A 23,393-nucleotide genomic window follows, 5' to 3' on the forward strand; every position below is an offset into this window, starting at 1 on the left:
CAGGGGGAGGAGCCATTCCCAAGCGAGTTTCCGTAGATGATCAGCAAACCCAACGCCCTCCCTTGGCTCTGGCTGTCCGCCGCGGTCATCGGACTGGATCAATTGAGCAAATGGTGGGCGCTGCATGCGCTGCAGCCGATGGGCGTGCCGCACCCGGTGATTCCCGGTTTCCTCAACTGGACGCTGGCCTTCAACAAGGGCGCCGCCTTCAGCTTCCTGGCCAGCAGCGCGGGCTGGCAGCGCTGGTTCTTCGTGGTGCTGGCGCTGGTGATCAGCGCGGTGCTGGTGACCTGGCTGGCGCGCACGCCACGGCGCGACTGGCGCACCAGCCTGCCGCTGGCGCTGATCGTGGGCGGCGCGATCGGCAACCTGATCGACCGGCTGCACGCCGCGCAGGTCACCGACTTCATCCACGTCTACTTCCGCCAGTGGGATTACCCGGTGTTCAACCTGGCCGATTGCGGCATCACGGTCGGTGCGGTGATGCTGGTCGTGTTCGGCCTGTTCGCCGGCAAGCCGGCGGACGGCGTGCGATAATTCGCCGCTGCAGCCTTTCGCATCTGCGAAGCGCACTCCTCCATCTCCCCATGCTTCGCAGGGGGAGGGACAAGGTCACGAGTTCCCATGGACATCCTGCTTGCCAACCCCCGCGGCTTCTGCGCCGGCGTCGATCGCGCCATAGCCATCGTCGAGCGCGCGCTGGAATCGTACGGCGCGCCGATCTATGTGCGGCATGAAGTGGTGCACAACCGCTACGTGGTCGACAAGCTGCGCGCCGACGGCGCGGTGTTCGTCGAGGAACTGCACGAAGTGCCCGATGGCGCCACGGTGATCTTCAGCGCGCACGGCGTGTCGCAGGCGGTGCGCGAGGAGGCCGATCAGCGGCATCTGAAAGTGTTCGACGCCACCTGTCCGCTGGTCACCAAGGTGCACATGGAAGTGGCGCGGCTGGGCCGCATCGGTCGCAGCGTGGTGCTGATCGGCCACGCCGGGCATCCGGAAGTGGAGGGGACGATGGGTCAGTGGAACCCCGCCAACAGTGGCGAGATCCTGCTGGTCGAGTCGCTGGAAGACGTCGCCACGCTGGCGCCGGCGTTCCCGCAGCTGTTGTCCTACGTCACCCAGACCACGCTGTCGGTGGACGACACCAAGGCGATCATCGACGCCCTGCGGCTGAAGTTTCCCGACATCGAAGGCCCGCGCAAGGACGACATCTGCTATGCCACGCAGAACCGGCAGGACGCCGTGCGCCGGCTGGCCGACGCGGTCGACCTGATGCTGGTGGTCGGCTCGGTCAACAGCTCCAACTCCAACCGCTTGCGCGAGCTGGCCGAGAAGCAGGGCGTGCGTTCGTTCCTGATCGACGGCGCCGAACACATCGAGCGCAGCTGGCTGGATGGCGTGGGCCGCATCGGCCTCACCGCCGGCGCCTCCGCGCCGGAAAAGCTGGTGCGCGACGTGATCGCCCGCCTGCAGTCGTGGGGCGCCGGCGCGGTGCGCGAACTGGATGGCGAGCCGGAAAACATCACCTTCGCCCTGCCCAAGGAGTTGCGCGTGGTCGGCGACAACAGCTCCAGCCTCTGACCCGCAGCGCGTGCGGCCCCACGGGGCGCTTACCGCCCGCCGCTTGCGCCACCCTGCCGCGACAACGTAAAATCCGCGGCTCTTTGCCGGAATAGCTCAGTTGGTAGAGCGGCGCATTCGTAATGCGTAGGTCGCAGGTTCGACTCCTGTTTCCGGCACCAGAACTTCAAGGGCCCGCGCAAGCGGGCCTTTGCTTTTCCGGAGCGAGCCCCGTCGCCCGTGATCCCCGTCACCCTTTCCGGCGTGCCAGTGGCCGCTTGTCGGCCAATCCCTACCGCTGGTCGGCTGGGGGCTGGCTGGCGCGGGCGGCATGGGTACAGTGCGCTCAGGGGTATCAGGGAGAATTCCATGCAAGTCTTGTCGTGTCAGCGAGCCGTCTCGCTGGTCGCATCGCCCAGGCGGACGCGCACGCAGCGCGGCTTCACGCTGGTCGAGCTGATGATCACGCTCACCATCGCCGTGGTGCTGCTGATGATTGCCGTGCCTAGCTTCAAGAACCTCACGGCTTCCAACAGACTCACGACGGCCGCCAACGACATCGTCCACGCGATCAGCGTGGCGCGCATGGAGGCGGTCAAGCGCAACTCCAGTACGCAGTTTTGCAGCGATTCGTCCAGTGCGAACTCCAGCAGCGACCTGGGCAAGGCATGCGGCAACGAGACCGCCGCGGTTTGGGCGATGAACAGCGCCGGGGTCACCCAGGTGCTGGCGGGTGCCCCGGGTCTGGTCGCACCGCTGCAGCTGAAGGGCAACGCGACGGCCCTGATGTTCAACGCGCAAGGACTGGCCCACAAGCCCGGCGACAGCACCCTCTATGGAGGCGCCGTGGTGGATATCTGCACCAGCCAGATGAAGGGAAACAAGGACAATCATCGGGTGATCACGATGACGGCCGGTTCGATTCTCGCCACCACCACTACCTCGGGAACTTGCCCCTAGTGATGAACATGACGATTGATTTCATGCCCAACCGTCCGGCGCGGAAGTCTGCGGCCGGCAAGCGCTCCCGGCAATCCGGTGTCGGCCTGATCGAGGTGCTGGTCGCCGTGCTGGTACTCTCCATCGCCTTCCTCGGCATCGCCGCCCTGCAGGCGATGTCGCTGTCCACCAACAACAGCGCGATGGCGCGCTCCATGGCGACGATCTCCAGCTATTCGATCCTCGATGCCATGCGGGCGGACATGGCGGCAGCTCAAGGTGGCAGCTACAACCGCACCGGCACGTCAGCGGTCAAGGCCAGTGCCTGTCCCGCGGGGACGGGTTCGCTGGCCAACTACCAGATCAGCCAGTGGTGCGGTCAGCTGGGCAAGGCATTGGGCACGGCTGACACGACCAAGGGCGACATCAGTTGCACCGCGGTGGACAAGAGCGCGAACTGCACCATCACCATCAGTTTCGACGACAGCCGCGCCGGAGTCGGTGGCAGCAACGTGCAGCAAGTCATCACCAGGGCCATGCTATGAGCCGCCGTCCCGCATTCCGCCGCCCGGCCGTTGCCGCGCAGGGTTTCACCCTGATCGAACTGATGGTGGCCATGCTGCTGGGCCTGATCGTGATCGGCGGCGTGGTCAGCGTGTTCATCGCCAACCAGCGCACTTATCGCACCAACCAGGCGCTCGGTGACGTGCAGGATGGTTCGCGCACCGCGTTCGAGATGATGGCGCGCGACATCCGCGATGCCGGGCTCAACGGCTGCAACAACAATGGTCGCGTGGCCAATGTTCTCAACGCCCGTCCTGGCGGTACTGCGACGGCGAAGTGGTGGGCGAACTGGGGCAACGCGCTGATCGGTTACGACCACAGCCAGACCGACGTGGCCGTGGCCAACGGCACGGCGGAGAAGGCGAGGGTGAACGGCACCGATTCGCTGATGCTGCTGAGGGCGGAAGGCTCCGGCGTCACGGTGAAGCTCAATACCGAACCGGCGGCCACGTTCACCATCAACGAATCCAGTTCGGATCTGCAGGCGGGTGACGTGATCATGGTGTGCGACCCGGATCATGCCGCCCTGGTGCAGATCACTTCCCTGGCCGGCGGCACCATCACCCACGCTGCCAGCGGATCGCCGGGCAACTGCAGCACCGACTTGAGTTTCCCCACGGTGTGCACCAGCACCAGCAGCTACGTGTTCACTCCCAACGCGCAGATCAGCAAGCTGGCCGCAGTCGACTGGTACGTCGGCGTGAATCCGTTGGGTGGCAGTTCCCTGTACCGCATCGGCTTGGAGAACGTTGCCGGCGTCCCCACCCCGAAAGCCCAGGAAATGGTACGTGACGTCACTGGCATGACGCTCACTTATCACCAGTCCGGCAACGCCACTTTCGTCCCCGCCTCCACGGCCGGCATCAACTGGGCCCTGGTCGACGCCGTACGGGTAACCCTCACCCTGGAAAGCGTCGACAAGAAATCCGGTACCGACGCCAAACCGATCTCGCGAACCTTCACCGCCACCACCACCATACGCAACCGGGTGATCTGACATGAAACCTGCCCGTTTTTCCGGCCTTTCCGTTTCTGCCCGGCACCAGCGCGGCGTGGCCCTGGTGGTGGCACTGCTGCTGCTGATCGTGATCACCCTGGTCGGCCTGGCCGCCGTGCGCGGCACGATCATGCAGCAGCGCATGGCGTCCAACCAGTTCGATCGGCAGATCGCCTTCCAGAGTGCGGAAGCCGCGATGCGTGCCGCGCAGGCATTGGTCGCCACCAATCCGGGCGACATTGCGCGCAACTGCCAGGCCGGTGGCGTGTATTGCCAGGGCAATCCATTCGATGATCCGAACCTGGATCAGACCAAGATCATCACCGTCCCCTCGGGCACCGCCGCCGGCCAGTTCGCCGCCGGCAGCCTGGCGGTCAGCCAGCCGCAATACGTGATCGAGAACATGGGCAACTGGTACGACCCCAGCACCAGCACCGGGTACGGTCAGAGCGCCAATGCGCACAACTATGGCGCCCAGGGTACGTCCACCACCTCGGTGTACTACCGCGTGACTGCGCGCAGCGGCAGTCCTGCCACGGTCGGTGATCGTGCCGTGGTGACCTTGCAGTCCATGATCAAGCGGGGCTGACCTGCCGTTTCACCTTGACCCGGCGCATGGGCCTTTCCATGACGCATCCTTCGAGAGCGCTATCGTCATGAACACATCCTTCCGTCCACGCAGCAAGTCCGCCGGCTTCTTCAGCCGCCTGCTGTATACCTGCCTGTCGATCTGGATGCTGGGTGCGGTCTACACCCCGGCGCTGGCGGCCGTCACCGTGGATCAGTCGCCACTGATCATCCAGCGCTCGCTGCCACCGAACGTCACGCTGATGCTGGACGATTCGGGGTCGATGGCTTGGGACTACATGCCTGATTGGGGATATCTGAGCGACACGTCCAACGATGGCGTGCGCAATTCCTCGGTCAATGGTGTGTACTACAACCCTTCCGTTACCTATTCAGCGCCTCCCAAGGCGGACGGCAGCTTTTATCCCGACTCGCCGAGCCTGACGGGGGCCTACAAGGACGGGTTTCGTGACACGAGTACCACGGACATTACCCAGTATTCGGGAAGTGTGCCTTACTACACGCAGTTCACTTTTGCCAATACAGACTCGTACACGACGACTACGCTTGGCTGCAATGATGGTGACACGTTGAGGACCTCCAGTCCTAATAAAGGAAAGTGCCAACATATAGATTGGTGGGGCAACTCCAGTTATTACAATCCTTCCTATGTCTGCAAGACGGGTTACAGCGGCCCGAACAGCAACAACGTCTGTACGAAAACTACATATACGTACAAGAATTTCTTTACGTACACCACGGGTTCTGGCAATGCTCAGCATTACGTCGGCAATACGGGTGACTGTGCGGCACTACCCGACGCGAGCAAGGCTGTTTGTGACGACAGCAGCAAGACACAACAAAATGTGGCCAACTGGTTTTCGTATTACCGCACTCGCATGCTGATGGCGAAGAGCGGCCTGATGAGCGCGTTTTCGACGATGGATCCCACGTTCCGCGTCGGCTTCGGTTCGATCAACGGCCGTAACAATGATGGATTGCCGTCTGACTCGGTCACGTTCAACAGCAGAAAGATCGCGCAGGTCGCACCCTTCGGTAACGACTATTCCGCCAAGCAGAAGACCAAGTTCTGGAGCTGGTTGAACGACATCAATCCAAACAGCGGCACGCCCCTGCGTCTGTCGCTGGACGCGGTGGGCCAGTATTACCAGTCGGCACAGCCCTGGAAGGGCATGGAGTCCGATCCGGACTACACGACCGCCGCTGCCAGTGCACAGCTTGCCTGTCGCCAGTCGTACACCATCCTGACAACCGACGGTTTCTGGAATGGTGATACCCCAGACAATATCGGCGACGTCGACGGCACTGACGGTCCGACGGTCACGGGTCCCAATGACCAGACCCTGACCTATGCGTCGGTCTTGCCGTTTGCTGACGGTATCGGAACCACGGTGACCGATACAAAACCTGCATCATGCAGCAACAATTACAAGCTCATGCCGCCGGATAAAAATAACTCGACGTATTATTGCTACCGCAGCAGTAATGGCAGCACGGCTAAACCTTCTTGCGATAATGGTTATACGCGCAGTGCTGATCGGAGCACTTGCACCAAAATCACCACCACCGGCAAGCACTACGCTGATACCCTTGCCGACGTGGCGATGAAATACTGGAAGGCTGATCTGCAGCCAGACATCTCCAACGAAGTGCCGACCAATGCCGACGACAAGGCGTTCTGGCAACACATGGCGACCTTCACGCTTGGCCTTGGTTTCTCGCCAGTGGACAGCAAAGGTACTGATAGCACCAGCGACGACACGGCTCTGGACATTCCGCGCATAGCGGCATGGGCCAATGGTGATGCCACCAAGGCCATCACCAACTTTTCGTGGCCCCAGCCTTCCGGCGACAGTTTGAACAACATCGCCGATCTGGCTCATGCTGCGGTCAATGGCCACGGTGGCTTCTATTCGGCCAAGAGTCCCGACGAATTTGCCAACGGCCTGAAGGATGCACTGAAGCGTGCTTCTGAGCGCGTGGGCACCGGCGCCAGCCTGGCGGCGAATTCCACCCAGTTGCAGACCGGTACGGTCGCCTATCAGGCCAACTACTGGACGGCCAAATGGAAGGGTGACCTGAAGGCGCTGGCGGTGAGCTCGGACGGCGCCATTGCGGGTACGCCGGACTGGAACGCCGCCAGCAAGTTGCCGGCAACTTCCAGCCGGAATATCAAGACCTACAACCCGACCGCGGCCGCAGGTAGCCAGTTCGTGGCTTTCAAGGTCGCCTCGGATGGCACGCTGCCTGCGCTTTCCACGGCGCAGAACACCGCCCTGAGCGCGGTGGCTGGTACGGCGACCAACGAGAGCAACCTGATCAATTATCTGCGAGGTGATTCGGCGAACGAGCAGACCAACGGCGGCAGCTACCGCAACCGGGACAGCGCCATCGGCGACATCGTGAATTCGCAGCCGGTCTACGTGGGTGCTCCCAATCCCAACCAGTTCTACACGGAGTCATTTACCGGTTCGAACGTGTTCTCGACCTATGCGAGCAACAACGCCAGCCGTGCGGGCGCCATCTACGTGGCGTCGAACGACGGCATGCTGCATGCGTTCAATGCGAGCACAGGCGCGGAGAATTTCGCCTACCTCCCAGGCGCGGTGATCACTTCCGGCATCAGCGCCCTGGCCAGCGTCGATTACGGCGGTTCGGTGGCGCATGGCTTCTTCAACGATGGCGAGTTGACCGTAGGCGATGCCTATATCGGCAGCACGCCGGGCTGGAAGACCGTGCTGGTGGGTACCACCGGTCGCGGCGTGGCCAAGACGGTCTATGCGCTGGATGTCACCGATCCCGCCGACGTGAAGTTCCTGTGGGAGCGTTCGGCGGCCGATGGCAAGACCGACAGCAACTACATTGGCCAGATGGTCGGCAAGCCGGTGATCGCGCAGAGCGCCAACGGCACCTGGGCGGTATTGATCGGCAACGGCTACAACAGTGCTGCGGGAAAATCGGCGCTGCTGCAGTTCGATCTGGCTGACGGCACCTTGCACGTACACGCCACCACCGATACCAGTGGCCTCGCTGCTCCGGCCGTATGGATGGATCCCTCTGGCAATGGCGTCAGCACGGTGGCCTACGCAGGCGACGCCAACGGCAACCTGTGGTCGTTCGCGATCAATACCAGCGCCGGCACCAGCAGCACCGCCACGCCTACCAGCGCTGGCGTCAAGCTGTTCACCGCCAAAGACAAGGATGGCAAGGCCCAGCCGATCACCGGCGGCATGCTGGCAGGCAAGGACCCGGCCACCGGCAACACTTGGGTGTTCTTCGGCACGGGTCGATATCTGACCACGGGCGATCTTGCCGATGTCAGCACGCAGAGCTGGTACGGGTTGATCGTACAGTCGGGCACCGACGGTCTGGCGGTCACCTCCGACATGACGCGTGCAGACGATCTGGCGAAGCGCAGCATCACCGCTGAAGTCGGCGATGGACGCACCGAGACCACACTTGCCCAGGCTACGGCCGCCGGGACGTCGATCGAAGGGAAGTCTGGCTGGTACATGGACCTGACTTCGCCGGTCAACGGCGCGGAGGGTGAGCGGATGGTCACTCCCAACCAGTTCCAGGGCAACCTGTTGCTGGGCACCACACGAATTCCCAAGGCAAGTGACCCGTGCAATCCTTCCGGTCGTGGCTGGATCATGTCGATCGATCCGTTCACGGGCACCAATCCGGATGGTCCGTTCTTCGATGTCAATAACGACGGCAAGGTGGATTCGTCCGACTCGATCAACGGCACGCCAGTGGCAGGCGTCGGCTACAGTTCGCTGCCGAACAACCCGATCTTCGTCGGCAGCACCATGCTGGTCAGTTTCGATAACGGCACGACCGCCAGCAAGAAGACCTCGAGCTCGACCGGACAAATCCAGCGCGTCTCCTGGCGAGAGCTGATCGCCCAGTAAAGGACTGAATGATGAAATCGCTCTCGAATCAAAACAGTTGTTTCTCGAACCTCGGGTCTCCAACGACCCGAGGCCGGGCTGGATCGCGTCGCATTGGCGGCTTCACCCTGATGGAGCTGATGATCACCGTGGTGATCATCGCCATCCTCGCGGCGATCGCATGGCCGATCTACAGCAAGTACGTGACCAAGACCCGGCGCGTGGCGGCCGAGGGTTGCCTGTCGGAGTATGCGAATTACATGGAGCGGTATTACACGACCAATCTTCGTTACAACAAGGACAGTGCGGGCACGGCCAATACATTGGCATTGGCCAGCCTGAGCTGCGCCGGCAATTCGCAGACTGGGCGCTTCTACAGCTACGATCTGCCCGCGGCGTCGCTGACCGTTTCTGCTTATGTGTTGACGGCAGATCCGCAGGGCGTGCAGGCCACCGGGGACACGAAATGCGGCAAGCTGTCACTGAATCAGAAGGGTGAGCGCGATGCCGGCGGCACCGATCCGGGCTCATGCTGGTGACGGGGAACGCGACGCGTGCATAGCCGCGCGTGGCACAACTCGATAGTGATTCAAGACGTCGGCCTTCCGTTGCAAACAGCGGAAGGCCGGTTTCTTTTTGCGTCGTCGCCTCCTTTTCGAGCTGGCGGATCGGGCGCGAGCCGCTGCTTTCGTCGCGATCGTTATTGCCAGTGCTGGCGGACGGTGTCCACCCTACGGGGCCTGGGCGTGCCGATGCGCAGGAGCGCAGCTTGTGCGCGGGCTCATCGTGACGTGACAGGAAAGGATCGCGCACAGGGGCGCGCTCCTATGCATGGCGATGTGTGTTGCGCTGGCGTCGTGGCAATGCTTTGATCGACGGCCATGAGCCAGACTGATACCCATCGCGCCATCGATACCGTGTGGCGAAGCGAGTCCGCGCGGTTGATCGCGGGATTGACCCGCATGCTGCGTGACGTGGGGCTGGCCGAGGAGCTGGCGCAGGATGCCCTGGTGACGGCGCTGGAGCAGTGGCCGCGCAGCGGTGTGCCGGAGAACCCCGGTGCCTGGCTGATGACCACGGCCAAACACCGCGCGATCGACCGCCTGCGTCGCAGCAAGCTGCTGGAGCGCAAGCATGCGCAGCTGGTGCATGAGCTGGAGCACGAGCAGGAGCACGCCCACGCGGCGGCGGAGGCGGCGCTGGATGATCCGTTCGGCGATGACCTGCTGCGGCTGATCTTCGTGGCCTGTCACCCGCTGTTGTCGATGGAGGCCCGCGTGGCGCTGACCCTGCGCCTGCTCGGCGGCCTCAGCACCGAGGAGATCGCGCGCGCCTTCCTGATTCCCGAGCCCACCATCGCGCAGCGCATCGTGCGGGCCAAGCGCAGCCTGGCCAGGGCCGAGGTGGCCTACGAGGTGCCAAGGGGCGACGAGCTGCACGAACGCCTGTCCGCCGTGCTCGGGGTGATCTACCTGATCTTCAACGAAGGCTACTCGGCCACCGCCGGCGGTGACTGGATGCGACCTGCCTTGTGCGAGGACGCGCTGCGGCTCGGGCGCGTGCTGACCGGCCTGATGCCGCGCGAAGCGGAGGTGCACGGGTTGCTCGCGCTGATGGAAATCCAGGCGTCGCGCTCCGCCGCGCGGGTGGATGCGCAGGGCGAACCGATTTTGCTGCTCGAACAGGATCGCCGCCTGTGGGATCACCTGCAGATCCGCCGCGGACTGGCTGCGCTGGAGCAGGCCGGCAGGCTGGGCGGGGCCGATGGCCCGTACGCACTGCAGGCGGCGATTGCCGCGTGTCACGCGCGCGCCTCATCCAGCGAGCAGACGGATTGGGATGGCATCGCTGGCCTGTACTCGACGCTGGCCGAAGTGGCGCCGTCGCCCGTCGTCGAGCTCAACCGGGCGGTGGCGGTGGGCATGGCGGCGGGCGCCGCCGCCGGGTTGGCGCTGGCGGATGGGCTGGTCGACGAGCCGAGCCTGCAGAAGTACCACCTGTTGCAGGCCGTGCGGGGCGATCTGCTCGAACGACTCGGCCGTCGCGAGGCGGCGCGGGAAGCGTTCGAGCAGGCGGCTGCGCTGACCATGAACCGGCGCGAACGCGAGCTGATGCTTGGCCGCGCCCGCCGGTGTGCGGACGAACTGCCGCCGTGAGCCGGCGGCATCGCCCTTGTTCCCAGCCCACTGCACGTCATGATGGATTCCTGCCTGCGGGCGTGCTGAAGTAGGCCGCAAGGGGAAGCATCGTCCACGCGTACCGGACACTGGCGAACGGATGAACAACCAGGAACAGGCCCGCGCCGAACTCAGGGAACGCTTCTACCGGAGCGTGGCCGAGACCCTCGCGTTGCTGCATGCCCAGCCCGATCGCGATCGCGAAGGGGTCATGCAGACCATCGCCGGCATCCTGGCCTCGACCATGGATCTGCCGCTGGTCTGGATCGGCCGGCGCGAGCCGGTCGGCGATGCCGTCCAGGTGCTGGCAGCGGCCGGCCCGGCGGCGGCTTACGCGACGGCGCTCAAGCTCAGCGCGGATGCCTCCATGCCGGGTGGTCGTGGCCCGGTAGGCATCGTGCTGCGGCAGGAACAGGCCCGCACCACGCCGATCGATGCACCGGAATTCCAGCCGTGGCGCGAGGCGGCACAACCCTGGGGCTTCGGCTCCTGCATCGCGGCTGCATCGAGGACACGCGACCAGGGCCAGCTGGTGCTGGTGGCCTATTCCGCCGATGGTGGCCCGAGCCTGAGCGGTGAACTGCTCGACTGGGAGCAACGGCTGGTCGATGAGCTGGCCCGTTTCTGGGACCACCACCTGCTGCTGCAGCGCAGCCTGCGGATGAGCCGCTACCGCGACGCGCAGCGCACGATCCAGCGCGCGCTGCTGGAGCAGCCCGACCCCGAAGCGGTCTACCGCACGCTGGCGCAGGCGCTGGCCGGAATCGCCGGTGCCGCCGCGGTCGACGTGTTCGCCGCCGACGGTGACGACGGCCTGTTGCGCCGGGTGGCTCTGGTCGGACCGCTTGCCGAGGCCATGCTGGCCTTGCCGTTGCCACCGATGCGCACGGACGCCGGCGCGGTGCCGGCACCCACGCTGGCCTTCATGCAGGGCACGCCGGTGATCCGGCGGCTGGGCGTGGCTCCAGCCGAAGGCGACGTCTACGAGGGACTGTCGGCGCGCGCCGGGGCGCTGGGTTGCTGGCCGCTGTTTTCCGCACCGAACGATACGACGGCAAATCGGGCGCCGGTCGGCGTATTTGCCGTGGCCACCGTCGAGCCGGATGCGTTCGACGACGAGATGTGCCGTCTGCTGGACGAAATAGCCGAAGCCGCCGGGCTGGCCTTGAAGCAGCATGCCCAGCGCGATGCGCTGCTGCAGGAGCAGCAGCGGCAGACCTACCTGGCGCTGCATGACGACCTCACCGGGCTGCCCAACCGGCGCGCGCTGGATCAGTACCTCGACAAGGTGCTGGCGCAGGCCCGCCGGCAGTCCCGCCAGGTCGCCGTGGGCCTGCTCGACCTGGATGACCTGAAACCGATCAATGATCTTCGCGGCCACGCGGTGGGCGATCGCATCCTGGTCGAGGTCGCCAACCGGTTCCAGCAGGTGCTGCGCGCCAGCGATTATGCAGCGCGCCTGGGCGGCGACGAATTCGTGCTGGTGTTCGGTGATCTGGAGGACGAGTCCGAGCTGGACGAATTGCTCGGACGCGTCGACGCGGCGCTGCGCCGGGCGATACGGATCGACGATGCGGTATTTTCGGTCGGCGCCAGCCTGGGCATCGCGATGTATTCCAGCCAGACGATCGCCACCGGCGAACAACTGCTGCGGCGCGCCGACCAGGCGATGTACCAGGTCAAGGCGCGCAAGCGCAGCCGTTCGCGCTGGTGGGGCATGGCCTTGCCCGAAGGCCAGCGGGATCACACGGTCGAGCTGGATGTAGTCGCCTCGCCTTATGGCGATCACGCCGGCATTCTGCTGCAGGCCTGCCGGGAAACCTGGGAACGCCAGTTGCCGGCGGTGGTGGAGCAGTTCCACGCCGGATTGGGCCTGCACGAAGGCATCGCCAGGCTGCTCGACGTGTTGCCGGCGGCCGACCTGGAAATCTTGAAGATACGTGTCCTGCAGCACCTGCAATTCCTGTTGCGCCCGGACCTGGACATGGACACCCACCGAACGCGGGCCAGCCGGACCGGTCTGTTCCACGCCGGTTGCGGGCTGGAAGAGGTGTGGCTGCTGGAGGCGATCGAACAGTTGCGCGACATCCTGGCGGTGCAGCTGGGCGGCAGCGGACCGAACGATCGCCGCGCCCTGGCCATCCTGTTGCAGCGCCTTGGCATGGAGCGCCAATGGCAGCTGGAGAGCATGCGCGAGCTGCAGCGTCGCCGGGTGGCCCTGCTGGCCCGGGTCAATGCGCTGGCGTGGTCGGCCGAAAACTATCTCGAGCTGATCCAGGGCGTGGTCGATGCGCTGGTGTCGCATCGGGAAATCGCCGCCTGCGCAGTGGGCCGCCCCGACACATCGGGTGAACTGACCTACGAGGCGGTGGCCGGCGTGGCGTTTGCCGAATACCTGCACGCGCTGGGCACCGGCAAGGCCATGCCGATCCGGGTGCAGGCCGGCAGCCAGGACGGCGAGGGGCCCAGCGGCCGGGCCTGGCGCAGTGCGACCATCCAGCGCTGCACGCATTACGGCAGCGATCCATCGATGCTCGGATGGCGCGACATCGCGCTGAGCCTGGGGGTGGTTTCCAACGTGGCGATTCCGCTGTCGCCGGTGCCGGCGACGCCGGCCGTACTGCTTACCCTGTACAGCCCGTATGCCGGCGGTTTCCAGGGCGAGGACCAGCAAGCCTTCGTGGGCCAGATCAAGAGCGTGCTCGACCTCGCGCTGGCGCGCCTGGCGCCGCCGAGGCAGGGCACCGAGCTGTTGCCGTTCTTCGTGCGCGAGCGCTGGCGCGCGCGGGTCGCGACCGACGCATTGCAGATGCACTACCAGCCGCTGATCCGCCTGGCCGATGGCTCGATCAGCGAGTTCGAGGCGCTGGCGCGCCTGCGCGACGACAGCGGCGAACTGCTGTCGCCGGCGCGCTTTCTTCCCGCGCTGGGCGCCGACGATCTGCTGGCGCTGTTCGGCCAGGGCGTGCGGCAGGCGCTGGCCTGCCGCGAAGCCCTGCTGCAGGCCGGCCACCCGCTGGACATGTCGGTGAATGTACCCGCGGCCGCGCTGGAGGATGTGCGCTACGCCGGGGTGCTGTCCGGCCTGCTGTCCGGCAGCAGCTGTCCGCCGCCTTCATTGCTGCTGGAAATACTCGAGTCGCCGATCGGCACCGAACATGACGTGGTACTGCACGGCCCCGGCATGCAATCGCTGCGGGCGCTGGGCATACGCCTGGTCGAGGACGACCTGGGCGCCGGCTACAGTTCGCTGATCCGTCTGCGCCAGTGGCCGTTCGACCGCATCAAGATCGACCAGGCCATCGTGCTGCAGGCGCGGCAGGACCCGCTGGGCACCTTGCGCTTCATCCGTCAGCTGATCCGCATCGGGCACGACCTGCAACTGGAGGTGGTGGTGGAGGGGCTGGAGTCCGCCGACCTGTTCGAGGCCGCCGCGATCCTGGGCGCGGATTTCGGCCAGGGTTATGCGCTGGCCCGCCCGATGCCGGCCGATGCGCTGGCGAACTGGCTGGTCGGCCATCGGCATCCGCCGCGCCGGGGCGGGCCGCGAACCGGGCTCGGCGCACTGGCCGGCGAGTTGCGCTGGGAAGAACAGTTCGTGGCGCTGCCGCCGGAGCCGGCGTTCTGGGCAAGGCATGCCGAGGGGGACTGCGATCCGGGCGAGTACCTGCACGGTGCGAACCTGGGCACGGCGCTGAATGCGAGTCATCAGGCGATGCACGAGGCAGCCCTGGCCGGTCCGCTGGACCCGGTCTATCGTCGCCGGCGCGAGACCTTCCTCGCGTTGCTGGTCGAACACGTGCTGGAGCGGGAAGGCGGTTGAGTGGGTTTGCGTCGGCGCGCGTCAGTCCGCGCGCTTGCCGCGGACGCGTTTCCTGCTGCCGCTGGCGCGCGCGCTCTGCGGTGCTCCGAACGCACCGGCTTCCTTCATCTGCTCCATCCACGACAAGGCGTCGAGGTAGGCCAGGAAATGCTGGAGATAACCGGGCGAGAGTTCGCGCATGAGGGTGAGCGAACGGTGCACCAGGCTGCCGGAATTGAGCGGGCCGGCGTTGGCCGGCACCTGCTCGAGCGATTGCCGCAACTGGCTGCGGGCGCGCACGTGCGTCCACAGGCTCCTGAATTCGCCCAGTGATTCGAGCACGGGCAGGGCGGCCGGCGCGGGCGCTTTTCCGGTGAAGGCGGAGTCGGCACGAACCGCGGCGATTTCCTCGACCAGCCGGCCCAGTGCACCAGCCCCGGAGGGCCGGGCTGGTGTCGCGGCGTCATCGAGTGCGCCGGTCGAACGCTCGACCTCGTTCGCATAGGCCTCGACCAGACGGGCCAACCGTTCGTCCAGCATGCGGCGCGCCGTGCCCTGCCGATGTGCCGCGTGCCGCTCCAGCGCGTCGATGAGCTGGAAGCGGACGGGGTCCAGCCGATCGGCCTGCCGCTCGCGCCACGCGTCGAGCATCGCCCGGGTTCGCGAGCAGGACTCAGTCACGGGGCGGGGCCGGCTGCTTCGGGATCGGCGACATCTCCACGCGCCGGTTGCGCGCCCGTCCGTCCTCGTCGACATTCGGACTCACCGGCTGCTGTGCGCCGAACGCGGCGGCAAACACGGCAGAGGCCGGCAGGCCATCGGCGATCAGGGCGCGCGTCACGGTCAGGGCGCGCTGAGCGGACAGCTCCCAGTTGTCGGCGAACTGGCGGTTGCCGTCGCTGATCGGGCGGTCGTCGGTGAAGCCGCTGACCATCAGGATTTCATCGCGCGAAGCGAGATACGCGGCCAGCGGCGCGGCCAGGCTCTTCAGCAGGTCGCGCCCCGCGGGTTGCAACTGGTCGGAGTTCAGCGCGAACAGCACGCTGCCGCGGATGCCGATGCGTCCGTTGACCAGGGTGACCCGACCGGCGGCCAGCGGCACGGCCAGCGCCTGCTCCAGCGTGATGCGGCGCTGCGCCTCGATCTGGCGCTGACGCACTTCCTCCTGAAGCTTGCTGGACAGCTGCAGCTGCATGCCGATCACGCCCACCAGGATCAGCACGAACACGCCGAGCAACACCGACATCAGGTCGCCGAAGGCGGCCCAGATCGGCGCGCCCGTGTCCTCGATGCCATCGGTCTCCCCGCTCATGCAGTTTCGGCCCCGGTGCTGGCGGCGAGCTGCTGCATCTCGCCGATGATCTGCTTCTGCGACAGCATGCTGAGGTCGATGACTTCCCTGGCTTGCGCCACGTAGTAGGCCAGTTGTTCGTCACTGCGTTCCAGCGACTTGTCCAGCGCCGCCTGGATGCCAAGCAGGCGATCCATCAACATGTCGTTGGCCATGCCGAAGCTGTGCACCGCCCCGGTGAGCACTTCGCCCAGGCTGGCCACTTCGGTCGCGCTGCTGCTGACCTGGACGGCTACTGCGCCGAGCTTGCCGGTTTCGTTTTCCACGTGCTCGGTGAAGCGGCTGCTGACCCGTTCCAGCAGATCCGCCGAGGTGGCCACCAGTGCATCGACGGCTGTGCGCTGCTCGGTGGAGGCGTGGTTCACGGCGTCGAGCAAGGTGTCCAGCGTGGCCAGCAGGCGGCTGCGTTCCTCCAGCATGGCGTTGTCGCGGACCATGCTGTCGGACAGTTTCTGGCGCAGCTCGGCAACCACTTCGGCTGCGGCGCGAGGCGCCTCGGAGGCCGCCTGCACCAGCCGGGAAATCTCGGCGATGGTGTCGCTGGCGTGGGCGCGGGTCTGCGCCGAGATGTCCTGCGCGGTGCTGGCCAGGGTGTCGCAGATCTGCTGCTGGCGGCTGGCGGTCTGCTCGCCTGCAAGCTCCCATTGCCGGCCCAGGGTGGCGGTCATCGCCGCGAGCTGCTCGGCCCACTGTGCCAGGCGTGCGCTGTCCCGTTGTTCCAGGGCCGTCTGCAGGTCGGCGTGCGACTGCTGCACGACGCGCACCAGCGACGTCGCGTGCTCCTCGAAGCTCGCCGCCGCCCCGCTCATGGCCTGCTGGTTCCGTGCGATCAGGTTCTCGTTGGTGGCCTGCTGCGCCGACAGCGCCGTGTTCCACGCTGCGGCCGTGCTGTCCGCGGTGGCGTCCAGTCGCGCAGAGACGCTTTCGACCAGGCGGGCCGAGCGGTGTTCGAAGGTGTCGGCGAAGCGCTCCAGCGTGCGGTGCAGCTCCTCGTTCAGCGCATCGTTCGACTGGCGCTGCGCGTCCAGCGCATCGCGCCAGCGTTCCGCCAGCGCATGGGTGCTGGCGGCCAGCCCGCTCGATACGCCGTCCAGCTGCTGCTGCACGGCCCGGCTCACGCTGTCATGCAGCGTGGCGGTTTCGCGCGCCAGGCCCGCCATCGTGGCTTCCATCGCGGGCTGCAGCGCGGCGCCTACGGCCCTCGCGTTCGCCGCCACGCTGTCCTGCATGGCGGCCTCGATGGCAAGGGCCAGGCGTGTGTGGGTCGCCTCGGCGGCGGCGTTGAAGCTTTGCTGGCTGGCCAGCTGGCGCTCGCTGGCGGCAAGTCCCTGTTGCTCGATGGCCGTCATCATCGCCTGCAGGCGATCGACCAGCGCCGGCATCAGTTCGGTCTGTTGCTGCAGCAACTGGAACGAGGCTTCGCGCTGGTGGCTCTGCGAATGGACGCGCAGGGTCGTGGCGATCTTCGTGTCCAGCGCTTGCACTGCCTGCAGGCGCTCGTGCCGGCACAACGCGGAAAGCAGGCCCAGCATCGCCGAACTCGCCACGCCGGCGATCGAGGTGCCGAACGCAAAGCCCAGGCCCTTGACCGGTGCGGCCAGCGACTCGCGGATGGCCTGCAGGTCGGTGGCGCTTTCCAGCGCCATGCCGGTGCCGCGCAGTGTCGCCATCATGCCCAGCAAGGTGCCGAGCATGCCCAGCAGCACCAGCAGGCCGACCAGGTACGGGGTCAGCACCGGCACTGGCAAGGCCACGCGTCCGCCTTCGATGCGCAGGCGCGTGGCGTTGCGCAGACCCGGGTGCAGCTCCGCGAGCCAGTCGGTCAAGCGCTCCGGCGCGGCGGACAGCCCGCTGACCGCGCGCGTCAGGGTCGAGGTGGCCTGCCGATAGCGAAGCAGTTCCAGTGCGCCGGCCAGGTAACACGCGGCAATCAGCGCTGCGACCGCGGCGCCTGCCGGATTGCTGCCAAGGTAGCCGGCGCCGATCCAGCAGACGACGGCGAGGCCCGCGCCGAACACGGCGAGATGGAGAAAATTTCTGAACATGACTTCCCGGTTAGCAGGTGCGAAGGGCTGCAAGCAGGCCTTCGACGGGTTGAAAACGAACATCCAGTTCGGCGAGCAGCACGCTCTGCCGGTCCCGGCGGAAGACCTCCAGCCAGGCGTCGGGTGACGTCGATGCGACCCTCGCCGATGCAGCCTGGTGCAGGCGCTCGAAGTGTTGCCCGAGCAGGTCGGGCACGTGGGCCAGCAGCGACTGCTCGCGCGGGCTCAGCGCCGCTTCCATGGCGGCGTCCACGGCAGCCAGTCGCGTCATTGCGACCGACTTCCCGGCCAGCGTGTCGCGCAGGCGGCTGCGCAGTTCACCGGTGGCGGCCTGCATCGACCGCTGCAGGGACAGGTGGTGCTGACGGAACATCGGATAGTCGACGGCTTCCGGCGCATCGGCTTGCCCGGCCTGGCCACCGGCGCGCCGCGACGGGCTGGTCGGCTTGGGGTCGCCGACGATGGCGCCGGCCAGCGAGCGGCGTATCCGGGCGCATTCGTCCTCCTCGCTGCCGCAGTCGTGCGTGGCGGGTTCGGCCGGGGCAGGCTTGCCGTCGAGTGCGGTGGACAGGGCAATCGCGTGGCTCCAGTCCAGCCACCGGCCCAGATGGTCGGCGAGCGAAGGCGGGGAGGGCGGTACGTCGGCGTCCACCAGGCTCGCCAGCAGGCGAATGAACGTCGGGCCATGGACCGGGGGCCGTTGAGGAGCTTGCACCATGCGTTTCGCTTGAGAAAACCGCCAGTTTACATGCTGCCGGGGCCGCGGCTGTCGCCGTGATCCGTGCCGCGGCATGGTCACTTCGCGGTCTCCCGCGCAAACGAGAGAAACCTCCCTGGGGATCGCTTCGGATCCATCGGGAGGCGGTGGGCGATGCAGGGATCGTTGTGCGACACCTGCCGCATGAACTGCCCGTCGCTGCACGCACGCTGTGCTTTGGTGGCCCAGTCGAGGTGCCTAAACGACGAAACCGGCCACGGGGGCCGGTTTCCTGTAACGATGGTGGGCGATGCAAGGATCGAACTTGCGACACCTGCCGTGTGAAGGCAGTGCTCTACCGCTGAGCTAATCGCCCGCCGAGAACGCGCAATTTTAGGGATAGTCGCGGGGCGGGTCAATGCCTTTTGCAGCGGCGGCCGTCGCGACGGTCACGGAGCGCTGTGGCGGCCTTGCTAGACTTGCGCCCCTGTCTTCCGCCCAGGCGCGCCGCCGTGCTTCTTTCCAGCCCTCATTTCGATCACATCCTCCATGCGCTGCAGCAGTTCGAGCTGACGCCGTGGAAGATGGTCGGTTTCGCCGGAACCCTGCTGTTCACCAGCCGCTGGTTCGTGCAGCTCTACTACACGCGCAAGTACAAGCGCGTGGTGATGCCGCTGGCGTTCTGGTGGCTGTCGGTATGCGGCAGCGTGCTGCTGCTGGCGTACTTCACCCTGGGCAAGAACGACTCGGTGGGCATCATCTCGAATTTCTTCCCGGTTTTCGTCTCGGTCTACAACCTCATCGTGCATCTGCGCCACCGCAGGCACAGCCTGACCGACGACGCGACCGCGTGAGTCACTCCGGGTCGTAGTCGAGGTTGGAGGCGAGCCAGCGCTCGGCCTCGGCCAGGCTCCAGCCCTTGCGCTTCGCATAGTCCTCGACCTGATCCCTGCCGAGCCGGCCGACCACGAAATACTGGCTGTCCGGGTGCGAGTAGTACCAGCCGGACACGGCGGCGGCCGGATACATCGAGAAGCCCTCGGTCAGTTCGATGCCGGTGTTCCTGGTGACGTCGAGCAGCTCGAACAGCGTGGTTTTCTCGGTGTGGTCGGGGCAGGCCGGGTAGCCGGGTGCGGGGCGGATGCCCCGGTATTTCTCGGCGATCAGCGCGTCGTTGTCGAGCGCTTCGTCGGGCACGAACCCCCAGAATTCCCGGCGCACGCGCTCGTGCATGTGTTCGGCGAATGCTTCGGCGAGCCGATCGGCCAGGGCCTTGAGGATGATCGAGGAATAGTCGTCGTAGTCGGCCAGGAAACGGTTGAGGTGCTCCTCGATGCCGATGCTGGCGGTCACGGCAAAGCCGCCGATCCAGTCGGGTTTGCCGAAGTCCTTCGGCGCGATGAAATCGGCGAGACAGAGGTTGGGGCGCTCGGGCGGCTTGTCCGCCTGCTGGCGCAGGCTGCGCAGCATGGCCAACGGCTGTGTACGGGCAGCGTCGGTGTAGACCTCGACGTCGTCGCCGACGTTGGCGGCGGGCCACAGGCCGATCACCGCGCGGGCGGTCAGCCACTTCTCGGCGATGATCCTGTCCAGCATGGCCTGGGCGTCACGGAACAGCTCGCTGGCCTGCTTGCCGACGACTTCGTCGGTGAGGATGGCCGGATAGTGGCCGGCCAGTTCCCAGGCCTGGAAGAACGGGGTCCAGTCGATGTACGGGCGGATCATCGACAGGTCGTAGTCGTCGAACACGGTGATGCCGGGGCTGGCCGGCTGCGGCGGGTCGTAGTGGGCCCAGTCGCAACGGAAGCGCTGCGCGCGGGCCTGTTCCAGCGACACCAGCTTCTTGCCGGGACCGCGGTTGCGATGGCGTTCGCGCACGTCGGCGTAGTCGGCGCGCACCTTCGCCAGGAAGTCGTCGACCAGTTCCTTGCTGACCAGCGACTGCGCCACGCCGACCGCGCGCGAGGCATCCTTCACCCAGACGCACCCCGCCTTGTAGTGCGGCTCGATCTTCAGCGCGGTGTGCGCGCGCGAAGTGGTGGCGCCGCCGATCAGCAGCGGGATGTGGAAGTCCTGCCGCTGCATCTCGCGCGCGACCTGGCTCATCTCTTCCAGCGACGGCGTGATCAGGCCGGACAGGCCGATCATGTCGGCGTTCTCGGCGATCGCGGTTTCGAGGATCTTCTGCGCCGGCACCATCACGCCGAGGTCGATCACCTCGAAGTTGTTGCAGCGGAGCACCACGCCGACGATGTTCTTGCCGATGTCGTGCACGTCGCCCTTGACCGTGGCCATCACGATCTTGCCGTTGTTCTTGCCGGTGTCGCCGGTGCGCTCCTTCTCGGCCTCGATGTAGGGCAGCAGATAGGCCACCGCCTTCTTCATCACGCGGGCGGATTTCACCACCTGGGGCAGGAACATCTTGCCGGCGCCGAACAGGTCGCCGACCACGTTCATGCCGTCCATCAGCGGGCCCTCGATCACGTCGAGCGGGCGCGTGGACAGCTGGCGCGCCTCCTCGGTGTCCTCGACCACGTACTGGTCGATGCCGTGCACCAGTGCGTGGCTGAGCCGGGCCCGCACGTCGTGCTCGCGCCAGGCCAGCGTCTCGACCTCGGCGGCGCCGCGCTTGCCCTTGTAGTTGTCGGCGATCTCCAGCAGGCGCTCGGTGGCGTCCTCGCGGCGGTTCAGCACCACGTCCTCGACGCGCTCGCGCAGCGGCGGGTCGATGTCGTCCATGATGGTCAGTGCGCCGGCATTGACGATGCCCATGTCCATGCCGGCGCGGATCGCGTGGTACAGGAACACCGAATGGATCGCCTCGCGCACGATGTTGTTGCCGCGGAACGAGAACGACACGTTGGAGACGCCGCCGGACACGTGGCAGTCGGGAAAGTGCTTCTTCAGTTCGCGGGTGGCCTCGATGAAGTCCACCGCGTAGTTGTTGTGTTCCTCGATGCCGGTGGCGATGGCGAAGATGTTGGGGTCGAAGATGATGTCTTCGGGCGGAAAGTCGAGTTCCCTGGTGAGCAGCTCATGGGCGCGCGAACAGATCTCCACCTTGCGCTCGATGGTGTCGGCCTGGCCCTGTTCGTCGAACGCCATCACCACCGCGGCGGCGCCGTACTGGCGCACCTTGCGCGCCTGTTCGAGGAACGCCGCCTCGCCTTCCTTCATCGAGATCGAGTTGACGATGCCCTTGCCCTGCAGGCAGCGCAGGCCGGCCTCGATCACCGTCCACTTCGACGAGTCGATCATGAACGGCACGCGGGCGATGTCCGGTTCGGACGAGATCAGGTTGACGAAACGGGTCATCGCCGCCTCGGAATCGATCAGGCCCTCGTCCATGTTGATGTCGATCACCTGGGCGCCGTTGGCGACCTGCTGGCGGGCGACTTCGACGGCCTCGTCGTAGCGGTCTTCCTTGATCAGCTTCTTGAACTGCGCCGAGCCGGTGACGTTGGTGCGCTCGCCCACGTTGATGAACAGCAGGTCGGGGGTGACAACCAGTGGTTCGAGGCCGGACAGGCGGGTGTGGCGGGGAGTGCTCATGGGGTTGCTGTTGCCTTGTTGCTCTTTTGCTCGTCATTCCCGCGAAAGCGGGAATCCATCTTGATCGCCTCAACAGCAACATGGATTCCCGCTTTCGCGGGAATGACGCCGGGATATAAATGGAATGTCAGTCGGTGCGTGCTCATGCCGCTTCCGCGTCACGCGCAGGCAATGCCCGCGGCGCGTAATCGCGCACCGCTTCGGCGATCGCCCTGATATGCGCCGGCGTGGTGCCGCAACAACCGCCGACCAGGTTCAGCAGGCCGTCGCGGGCGAAGCCGCCGATCACGCCGGCCATGTGTTCGGGCGTCTCGTCGTACTCGCCGAACGCATTGGGCAGGCCGGCATTCGGGTGCGTGCTGACGCAGCTTTCGGCGAGGTTGGCCAGGGTCTGCACGTGCGGGCGCAGGTCTTCGGCGCCCAGTGCGCAGTTGAAGCCCACCGATAGCGGGCGGGCGTGGCGCACCGAGTAGTAGAACGCTTCGGCGGTCTGGCCCGAGAGCGTGCGGCCGGAGCGGTCGGTGATGGTGCCGGAGATCATCACCGGCACGCGGGCACCGCGCTGGTGGAACAGTTCGGCGAGGGCGAACAGCGCGGCTTTCGCGTTCAGCGTGTCGAAGATCGTCTCGACCATGATCACGTCGGCGCCGCCGTCGATCAGGCCATGGGCGGACTCGGTGTAGTTCGTCGCCAGTTCCTCGAAGGTGACGTTGCGGAAGCCGGGGTCGTTGACGTCGGGGGACAGCGAGGCGGTGCGGCTGGTGGGGCCGAGTACGCCGATCACGAAGCGCGGCTTGTCGGGGGTTTTCGCGCTCATCGCATCGCAGGCGGCGCGGGCCAGCCTGGCGCCTTCGAGATTCAATTCGTGCGCCAGGTGCTGCAGGTGATAGTCGGCCTGGCTGATCCGGGTGGAGTTGAAGGTATTGGTTTCGATCAGGTCGGCGCCGGCTTCGAGATACGCGTCGTGCACGCCGCGGATGATGTCCGGCCGGGTCAGCGTGAGCAGGTCGTTGTTGCCCTTGAGGTCGCAGCTGCCGGCGTGGTCGTGCGCGTGGCCATCGTGTCCGTGTTCGAAGCGTTCGCCGCGGAAGCCGCTTTCGTCCAGCTCGTGGGCCTGCAGCATGGTGCCCATGCCGCCGTCGAGGATCAGGATGCGCTGGCGCAGTGCATGCTCCAGCAAGGCGACGCGTTCGGGGTGGAGCCAGGGGAGGGTGCTCATCGAACT

18 protein-coding genes and 2 tRNA genes are annotated in these 23,393 nt (G+C 66.0%); 12 read left to right on the plus strand and 8 right to left on the minus strand.

What is annotated here, in order from left to right; translation table 11 throughout:
- Positions 1 to 36 precede the first annotated feature (36 nt).
- The 11 genes from lspA (at position 37) to ABNK63_RS06265 (ending at position 14,544) form a co-directional block, all read left to right on the plus strand.
- Positions 37 to 537, plus strand: a complete 501-nt coding sequence (gene lspA / locus ABNK63_RS06215) for a signal peptidase II (protein ID WP_350016966.1) — start codon at positions 37 to 39, stop codon at positions 535 to 537.
- 87 nt (positions 538 to 624) lie between these two features.
- Positions 625 to 1,584 (plus strand): 4-hydroxy-3-methylbut-2-enyl diphosphate reductase, encoded by a 960-nt coding sequence (gene ispH, locus ABNK63_RS06220; protein ID WP_350016967.1) that lies wholly within the window; start codon positions 625 to 627, stop codon positions 1,582 to 1,584.
- An 85-nt stretch (positions 1,585 to 1,669) separates the two neighbouring features.
- Positions 1,670 to 1,745 (plus strand) — tRNA-Thr (locus tag ABNK63_RS06225).
- 277 nt (positions 1,746 to 2,022) lie between these two features.
- Entirely contained in the window at positions 2,023 to 2,523 is a 501-nt protein-coding gene (locus tag ABNK63_RS06230) for a GspH/FimT family pseudopilin (RefSeq protein WP_350016968.1), read from the plus strand.
- Between the two features lie 23 nt (positions 2,524 to 2,546).
- Positions 2,547 to 3,047, plus strand: coding sequence for a type IV pilus modification protein PilV (gene pilV, locus ABNK63_RS06235; protein WP_350016969.1), 501 nt, complete (start codon positions 2,547 to 2,549; stop codon positions 3,045 to 3,047).
- On the plus strand, positions 3,044 to 4,063 hold the full coding sequence (locus ABNK63_RS06240; protein WP_350016970.1) for a prepilin-type N-terminal cleavage/methylation domain-containing protein: 1,020 nt from the start codon (positions 3,044 to 3,046) through the stop codon (positions 4,061 to 4,063). The genes pilV and ABNK63_RS06240 overlap by 4 nt, the downstream gene beginning before the upstream one ends.
- Position 4,064: 1 nt before the next feature.
- Positions 4,065 to 4,652 carry a PilX N-terminal domain-containing pilus assembly protein gene (locus ABNK63_RS06245; protein ID WP_350016971.1) on the plus strand — a complete coding sequence of 196 codons (588 nt, stop codon included), beginning with the start codon at positions 4,065 to 4,067 and terminating at the stop codon, positions 4,650 to 4,652.
- Between the two features lie 67 nt (positions 4,653 to 4,719).
- Positions 4,720 to 8,565 (plus strand): PilC/PilY family type IV pilus protein, encoded by a 3,846-nt coding sequence (locus ABNK63_RS06250; protein WP_350016972.1) that lies wholly within the window; start codon positions 4,720 to 4,722, stop codon positions 8,563 to 8,565.
- A gap of 11 nt (positions 8,566 to 8,576) precedes the next feature.
- A complete protein-coding gene (locus ABNK63_RS06255) occupies positions 8,577 to 9,083 on the plus strand; it encodes a type IV pilin protein (RefSeq protein ID WP_350016973.1) in 507 nt (168 codons plus the stop codon).
- 342 nt (positions 9,084 to 9,425) lie between these two features.
- Positions 9,426 to 10,700 (plus strand): RNA polymerase sigma factor, encoded by a 1,275-nt coding sequence (locus tag ABNK63_RS06260; protein ID WP_350016974.1) that lies wholly within the window; start codon positions 9,426 to 9,428, stop codon positions 10,698 to 10,700.
- A 121-nt stretch (positions 10,701 to 10,821) separates the two neighbouring features.
- Entirely contained in the window at positions 10,822 to 14,544 is a 3,723-nt protein-coding gene (locus ABNK63_RS06265) for a diguanylate cyclase (protein WP_350016975.1), read from the plus strand.
- A 21-nt stretch (positions 14,545 to 14,565) separates the two neighbouring features.
- Here ABNK63_RS06265 and ABNK63_RS06270 read toward each other — a convergent pair whose 3' ends face one another.
- The 5 genes from ABNK63_RS06270 to ABNK63_RS06290 all read right to left on the minus strand — a co-directional run bounded on the left by ABNK63_RS06270 (position 14,566) and on the right by ABNK63_RS06290 (position 18,992).
- Complete coding sequence (locus tag ABNK63_RS06270; RefSeq protein WP_350016976.1) at positions 14,566 to 15,174, minus strand: DUF2894 domain-containing protein; 609 nt, start codon at positions 15,172 to 15,174, stop codon at positions 14,566 to 14,568.
- Between the two features lie 22 nt (positions 15,175 to 15,196).
- Entirely contained in the window at positions 15,197 to 15,835 is a 639-nt protein-coding gene (locus ABNK63_RS06275; protein ID WP_350016977.1) for an OmpA family protein, read from the minus strand.
- Positions 15,832 to 17,919 (minus strand): DUF802 domain-containing protein, encoded by a 2,088-nt coding sequence (locus tag ABNK63_RS06280; RefSeq protein WP_350016978.1) that lies wholly within the window; start codon positions 17,917 to 17,919, stop codon positions 15,832 to 15,834. The genes ABNK63_RS06275 and ABNK63_RS06280 overlap by 4 nt, the downstream gene beginning before the upstream one ends.
- Positions 17,920 to 17,929: 10 nt before the next feature.
- Positions 17,930 to 18,637 carry a DUF3348 domain-containing protein gene (locus ABNK63_RS06285; protein WP_350016979.1) on the minus strand — a complete coding sequence of 236 codons (708 nt, stop codon included), beginning with the start codon at positions 18,635 to 18,637 and terminating at the stop codon, positions 17,930 to 17,932.
- A gap of 280 nt (positions 18,638 to 18,917) precedes the next feature.
- Positions 18,918 to 18,992, minus strand: a tRNA-Val gene (locus ABNK63_RS06290).
- Positions 18,993 to 19,200: 208 nt separating this feature from the next.
- On the opposite strand from ABNK63_RS06290, the gene ABNK63_RS06295 reads away from it, so the two are divergent.
- The gene (locus ABNK63_RS06295; RefSeq protein WP_083845922.1) at positions 19,201 to 19,470 is read left to right on the plus strand and encodes a lipid-A-disaccharide synthase N-terminal domain-containing protein; all 270 of its coding nucleotides are present in this window, start codon (positions 19,201 to 19,203) and stop codon (positions 19,468 to 19,470) included.
- 1 nt (position 19,471) lies between these two features.
- On the opposite strand, the gene metH is transcribed toward ABNK63_RS06295, so the two are convergent.
- The 3 genes from metH to ABNK63_RS06310 are packed head-to-tail and all read right to left on the minus strand — an operon-like array spanning position 19,472 to position 23,387.
- Positions 19,472 to 22,168 carry a methionine synthase gene (metH, locus tag ABNK63_RS06300; protein ID WP_350016980.1) on the minus strand — a complete coding sequence of 899 codons (2,697 nt, stop codon included), beginning with the start codon at positions 22,166 to 22,168 and terminating at the stop codon, positions 19,472 to 19,474.
- Positions 22,165 to 22,314: a hypothetical protein gene (locus ABNK63_RS06305; RefSeq protein WP_157581804.1), complete on the minus strand. Its 150-nt coding sequence runs from the start codon at positions 22,312 to 22,314 to the stop codon at positions 22,165 to 22,167. The genes metH and ABNK63_RS06305 overlap by 4 nt, the downstream gene beginning before the upstream one ends.
- Entirely contained in the window at positions 22,311 to 23,387 is a 1,077-nt protein-coding gene (locus ABNK63_RS06310; RefSeq protein ID WP_007804878.1) for a homocysteine S-methyltransferase family protein, read from the minus strand. Before ABNK63_RS06310 ends, ABNK63_RS06305 begins: the two co-directional genes overlap by 4 nt.
- Positions 23,388 to 23,393: the final 6 nt, after the last annotated feature.

Origin of the sequence: Rhodanobacter sp. IGA1.0 (assembly GCF_040208325.1) — a bacterium.
Taxonomy (GTDB): Bacteria; Pseudomonadota; Gammaproteobacteria; order Xanthomonadales; family Rhodanobacteraceae; genus Rhodanobacter; species Rhodanobacter spathiphylli.

What these genes read in the sequence shown, in the direction of transcription:
- ABNK63_RS06245 (WP_350016971.1), top strand. Translation starts at nt 4,065, where the DNA reads ATGAAACCTGCCCGTTTTTCCGGCCTTTCCGTTTCTGCCCGGCACCAG.
- lspA (WP_350016966.1), top strand. Translation starts at nt 37, where the DNA reads ATGATCAGCAAACCCAACGCCCTCCCTTGGCTCTGGCTGTCCGCCGCG.
- ABNK63_RS06260 (WP_350016974.1), top strand. Translation starts at nt 9,426, where the DNA reads ATGAGCCAGACTGATACCCATCGCGCCATCGATACCGTGTGGCGAAGC.
- ABNK63_RS06275 (WP_350016977.1), bottom strand. Translation starts at nt 15,835, where the DNA reads ATGAGCGGGGAGACCGATGGCATCGAGGACACGGGCGCGCCGATCTGG.
- ABNK63_RS06280 (WP_350016978.1), bottom strand. Translation starts at nt 17,919, where the DNA reads ATGTTCAGAAATTTTCTCCATCTCGCCGTGTTCGGCGCGGGCCTCGCC.
- pilV (WP_350016969.1), top strand. Translation starts at nt 2,547, where the DNA reads ATGCCCAACCGTCCGGCGCGGAAGTCTGCGGCCGGCAAGCGCTCCCGG.
- ABNK63_RS06250 (WP_350016972.1), top strand. Translation starts at nt 4,720, where the DNA reads ATGAACACATCCTTCCGTCCACGCAGCAAGTCCGCCGGCTTCTTCAGC.
- metH (WP_350016980.1), bottom strand. Translation starts at nt 22,168, where the DNA reads ATGAGCACTCCCCGCCACACCCGCCTGTCCGGCCTCGAACCACTGGTT.
- ABNK63_RS06265 (WP_350016975.1), top strand. Translation starts at nt 10,822, where the DNA reads ATGAACAACCAGGAACAGGCCCGCGCCGAACTCAGGGAACGCTTCTAC.
- ABNK63_RS06240 (WP_350016970.1), top strand. Translation starts at nt 3,044, where the DNA reads ATGAGCCGCCGTCCCGCATTCCGCCGCCCGGCCGTTGCCGCGCAGGGT.
- ispH (WP_350016967.1), top strand. Translation starts at nt 625, where the DNA reads ATGGACATCCTGCTTGCCAACCCCCGCGGCTTCTGCGCCGGCGTCGAT.
- ABNK63_RS06255 (WP_350016973.1), top strand. Translation starts at nt 8,577, where the DNA reads ATGAAATCGCTCTCGAATCAAAACAGTTGTTTCTCGAACCTCGGGTCT.
- ABNK63_RS06285 (WP_350016979.1), bottom strand. Translation starts at nt 18,637, where the DNA reads ATGGTGCAAGCTCCTCAACGGCCCCCGGTCCATGGCCCGACGTTCATT.
- ABNK63_RS06305 (WP_157581804.1), bottom strand. Translation starts at nt 22,314, where the DNA reads ATGAGCACGCACCGACTGACATTCCATTTATATCCCGGCGTCATTCCC.
- ABNK63_RS06230 (WP_350016968.1), top strand. Translation starts at nt 2,023, where the DNA reads ATGATCACGCTCACCATCGCCGTGGTGCTGCTGATGATTGCCGTGCCT.
- ABNK63_RS06310 (WP_007804878.1), bottom strand. Translation starts at nt 23,387, where the DNA reads ATGAGCACCCTCCCCTGGCTCCACCCCGAACGCGTCGCCTTGCTGGAG.
- ABNK63_RS06270 (WP_350016976.1), bottom strand. Translation starts at nt 15,174, where the DNA reads ATGCTCGACGCGTGGCGCGAGCGGCAGGCCGATCGGCTGGACCCCGTC.
- ABNK63_RS06295 (WP_083845922.1), top strand. Translation starts at nt 19,201, where the DNA reads ATGGTCGGTTTCGCCGGAACCCTGCTGTTCACCAGCCGCTGGTTCGTG.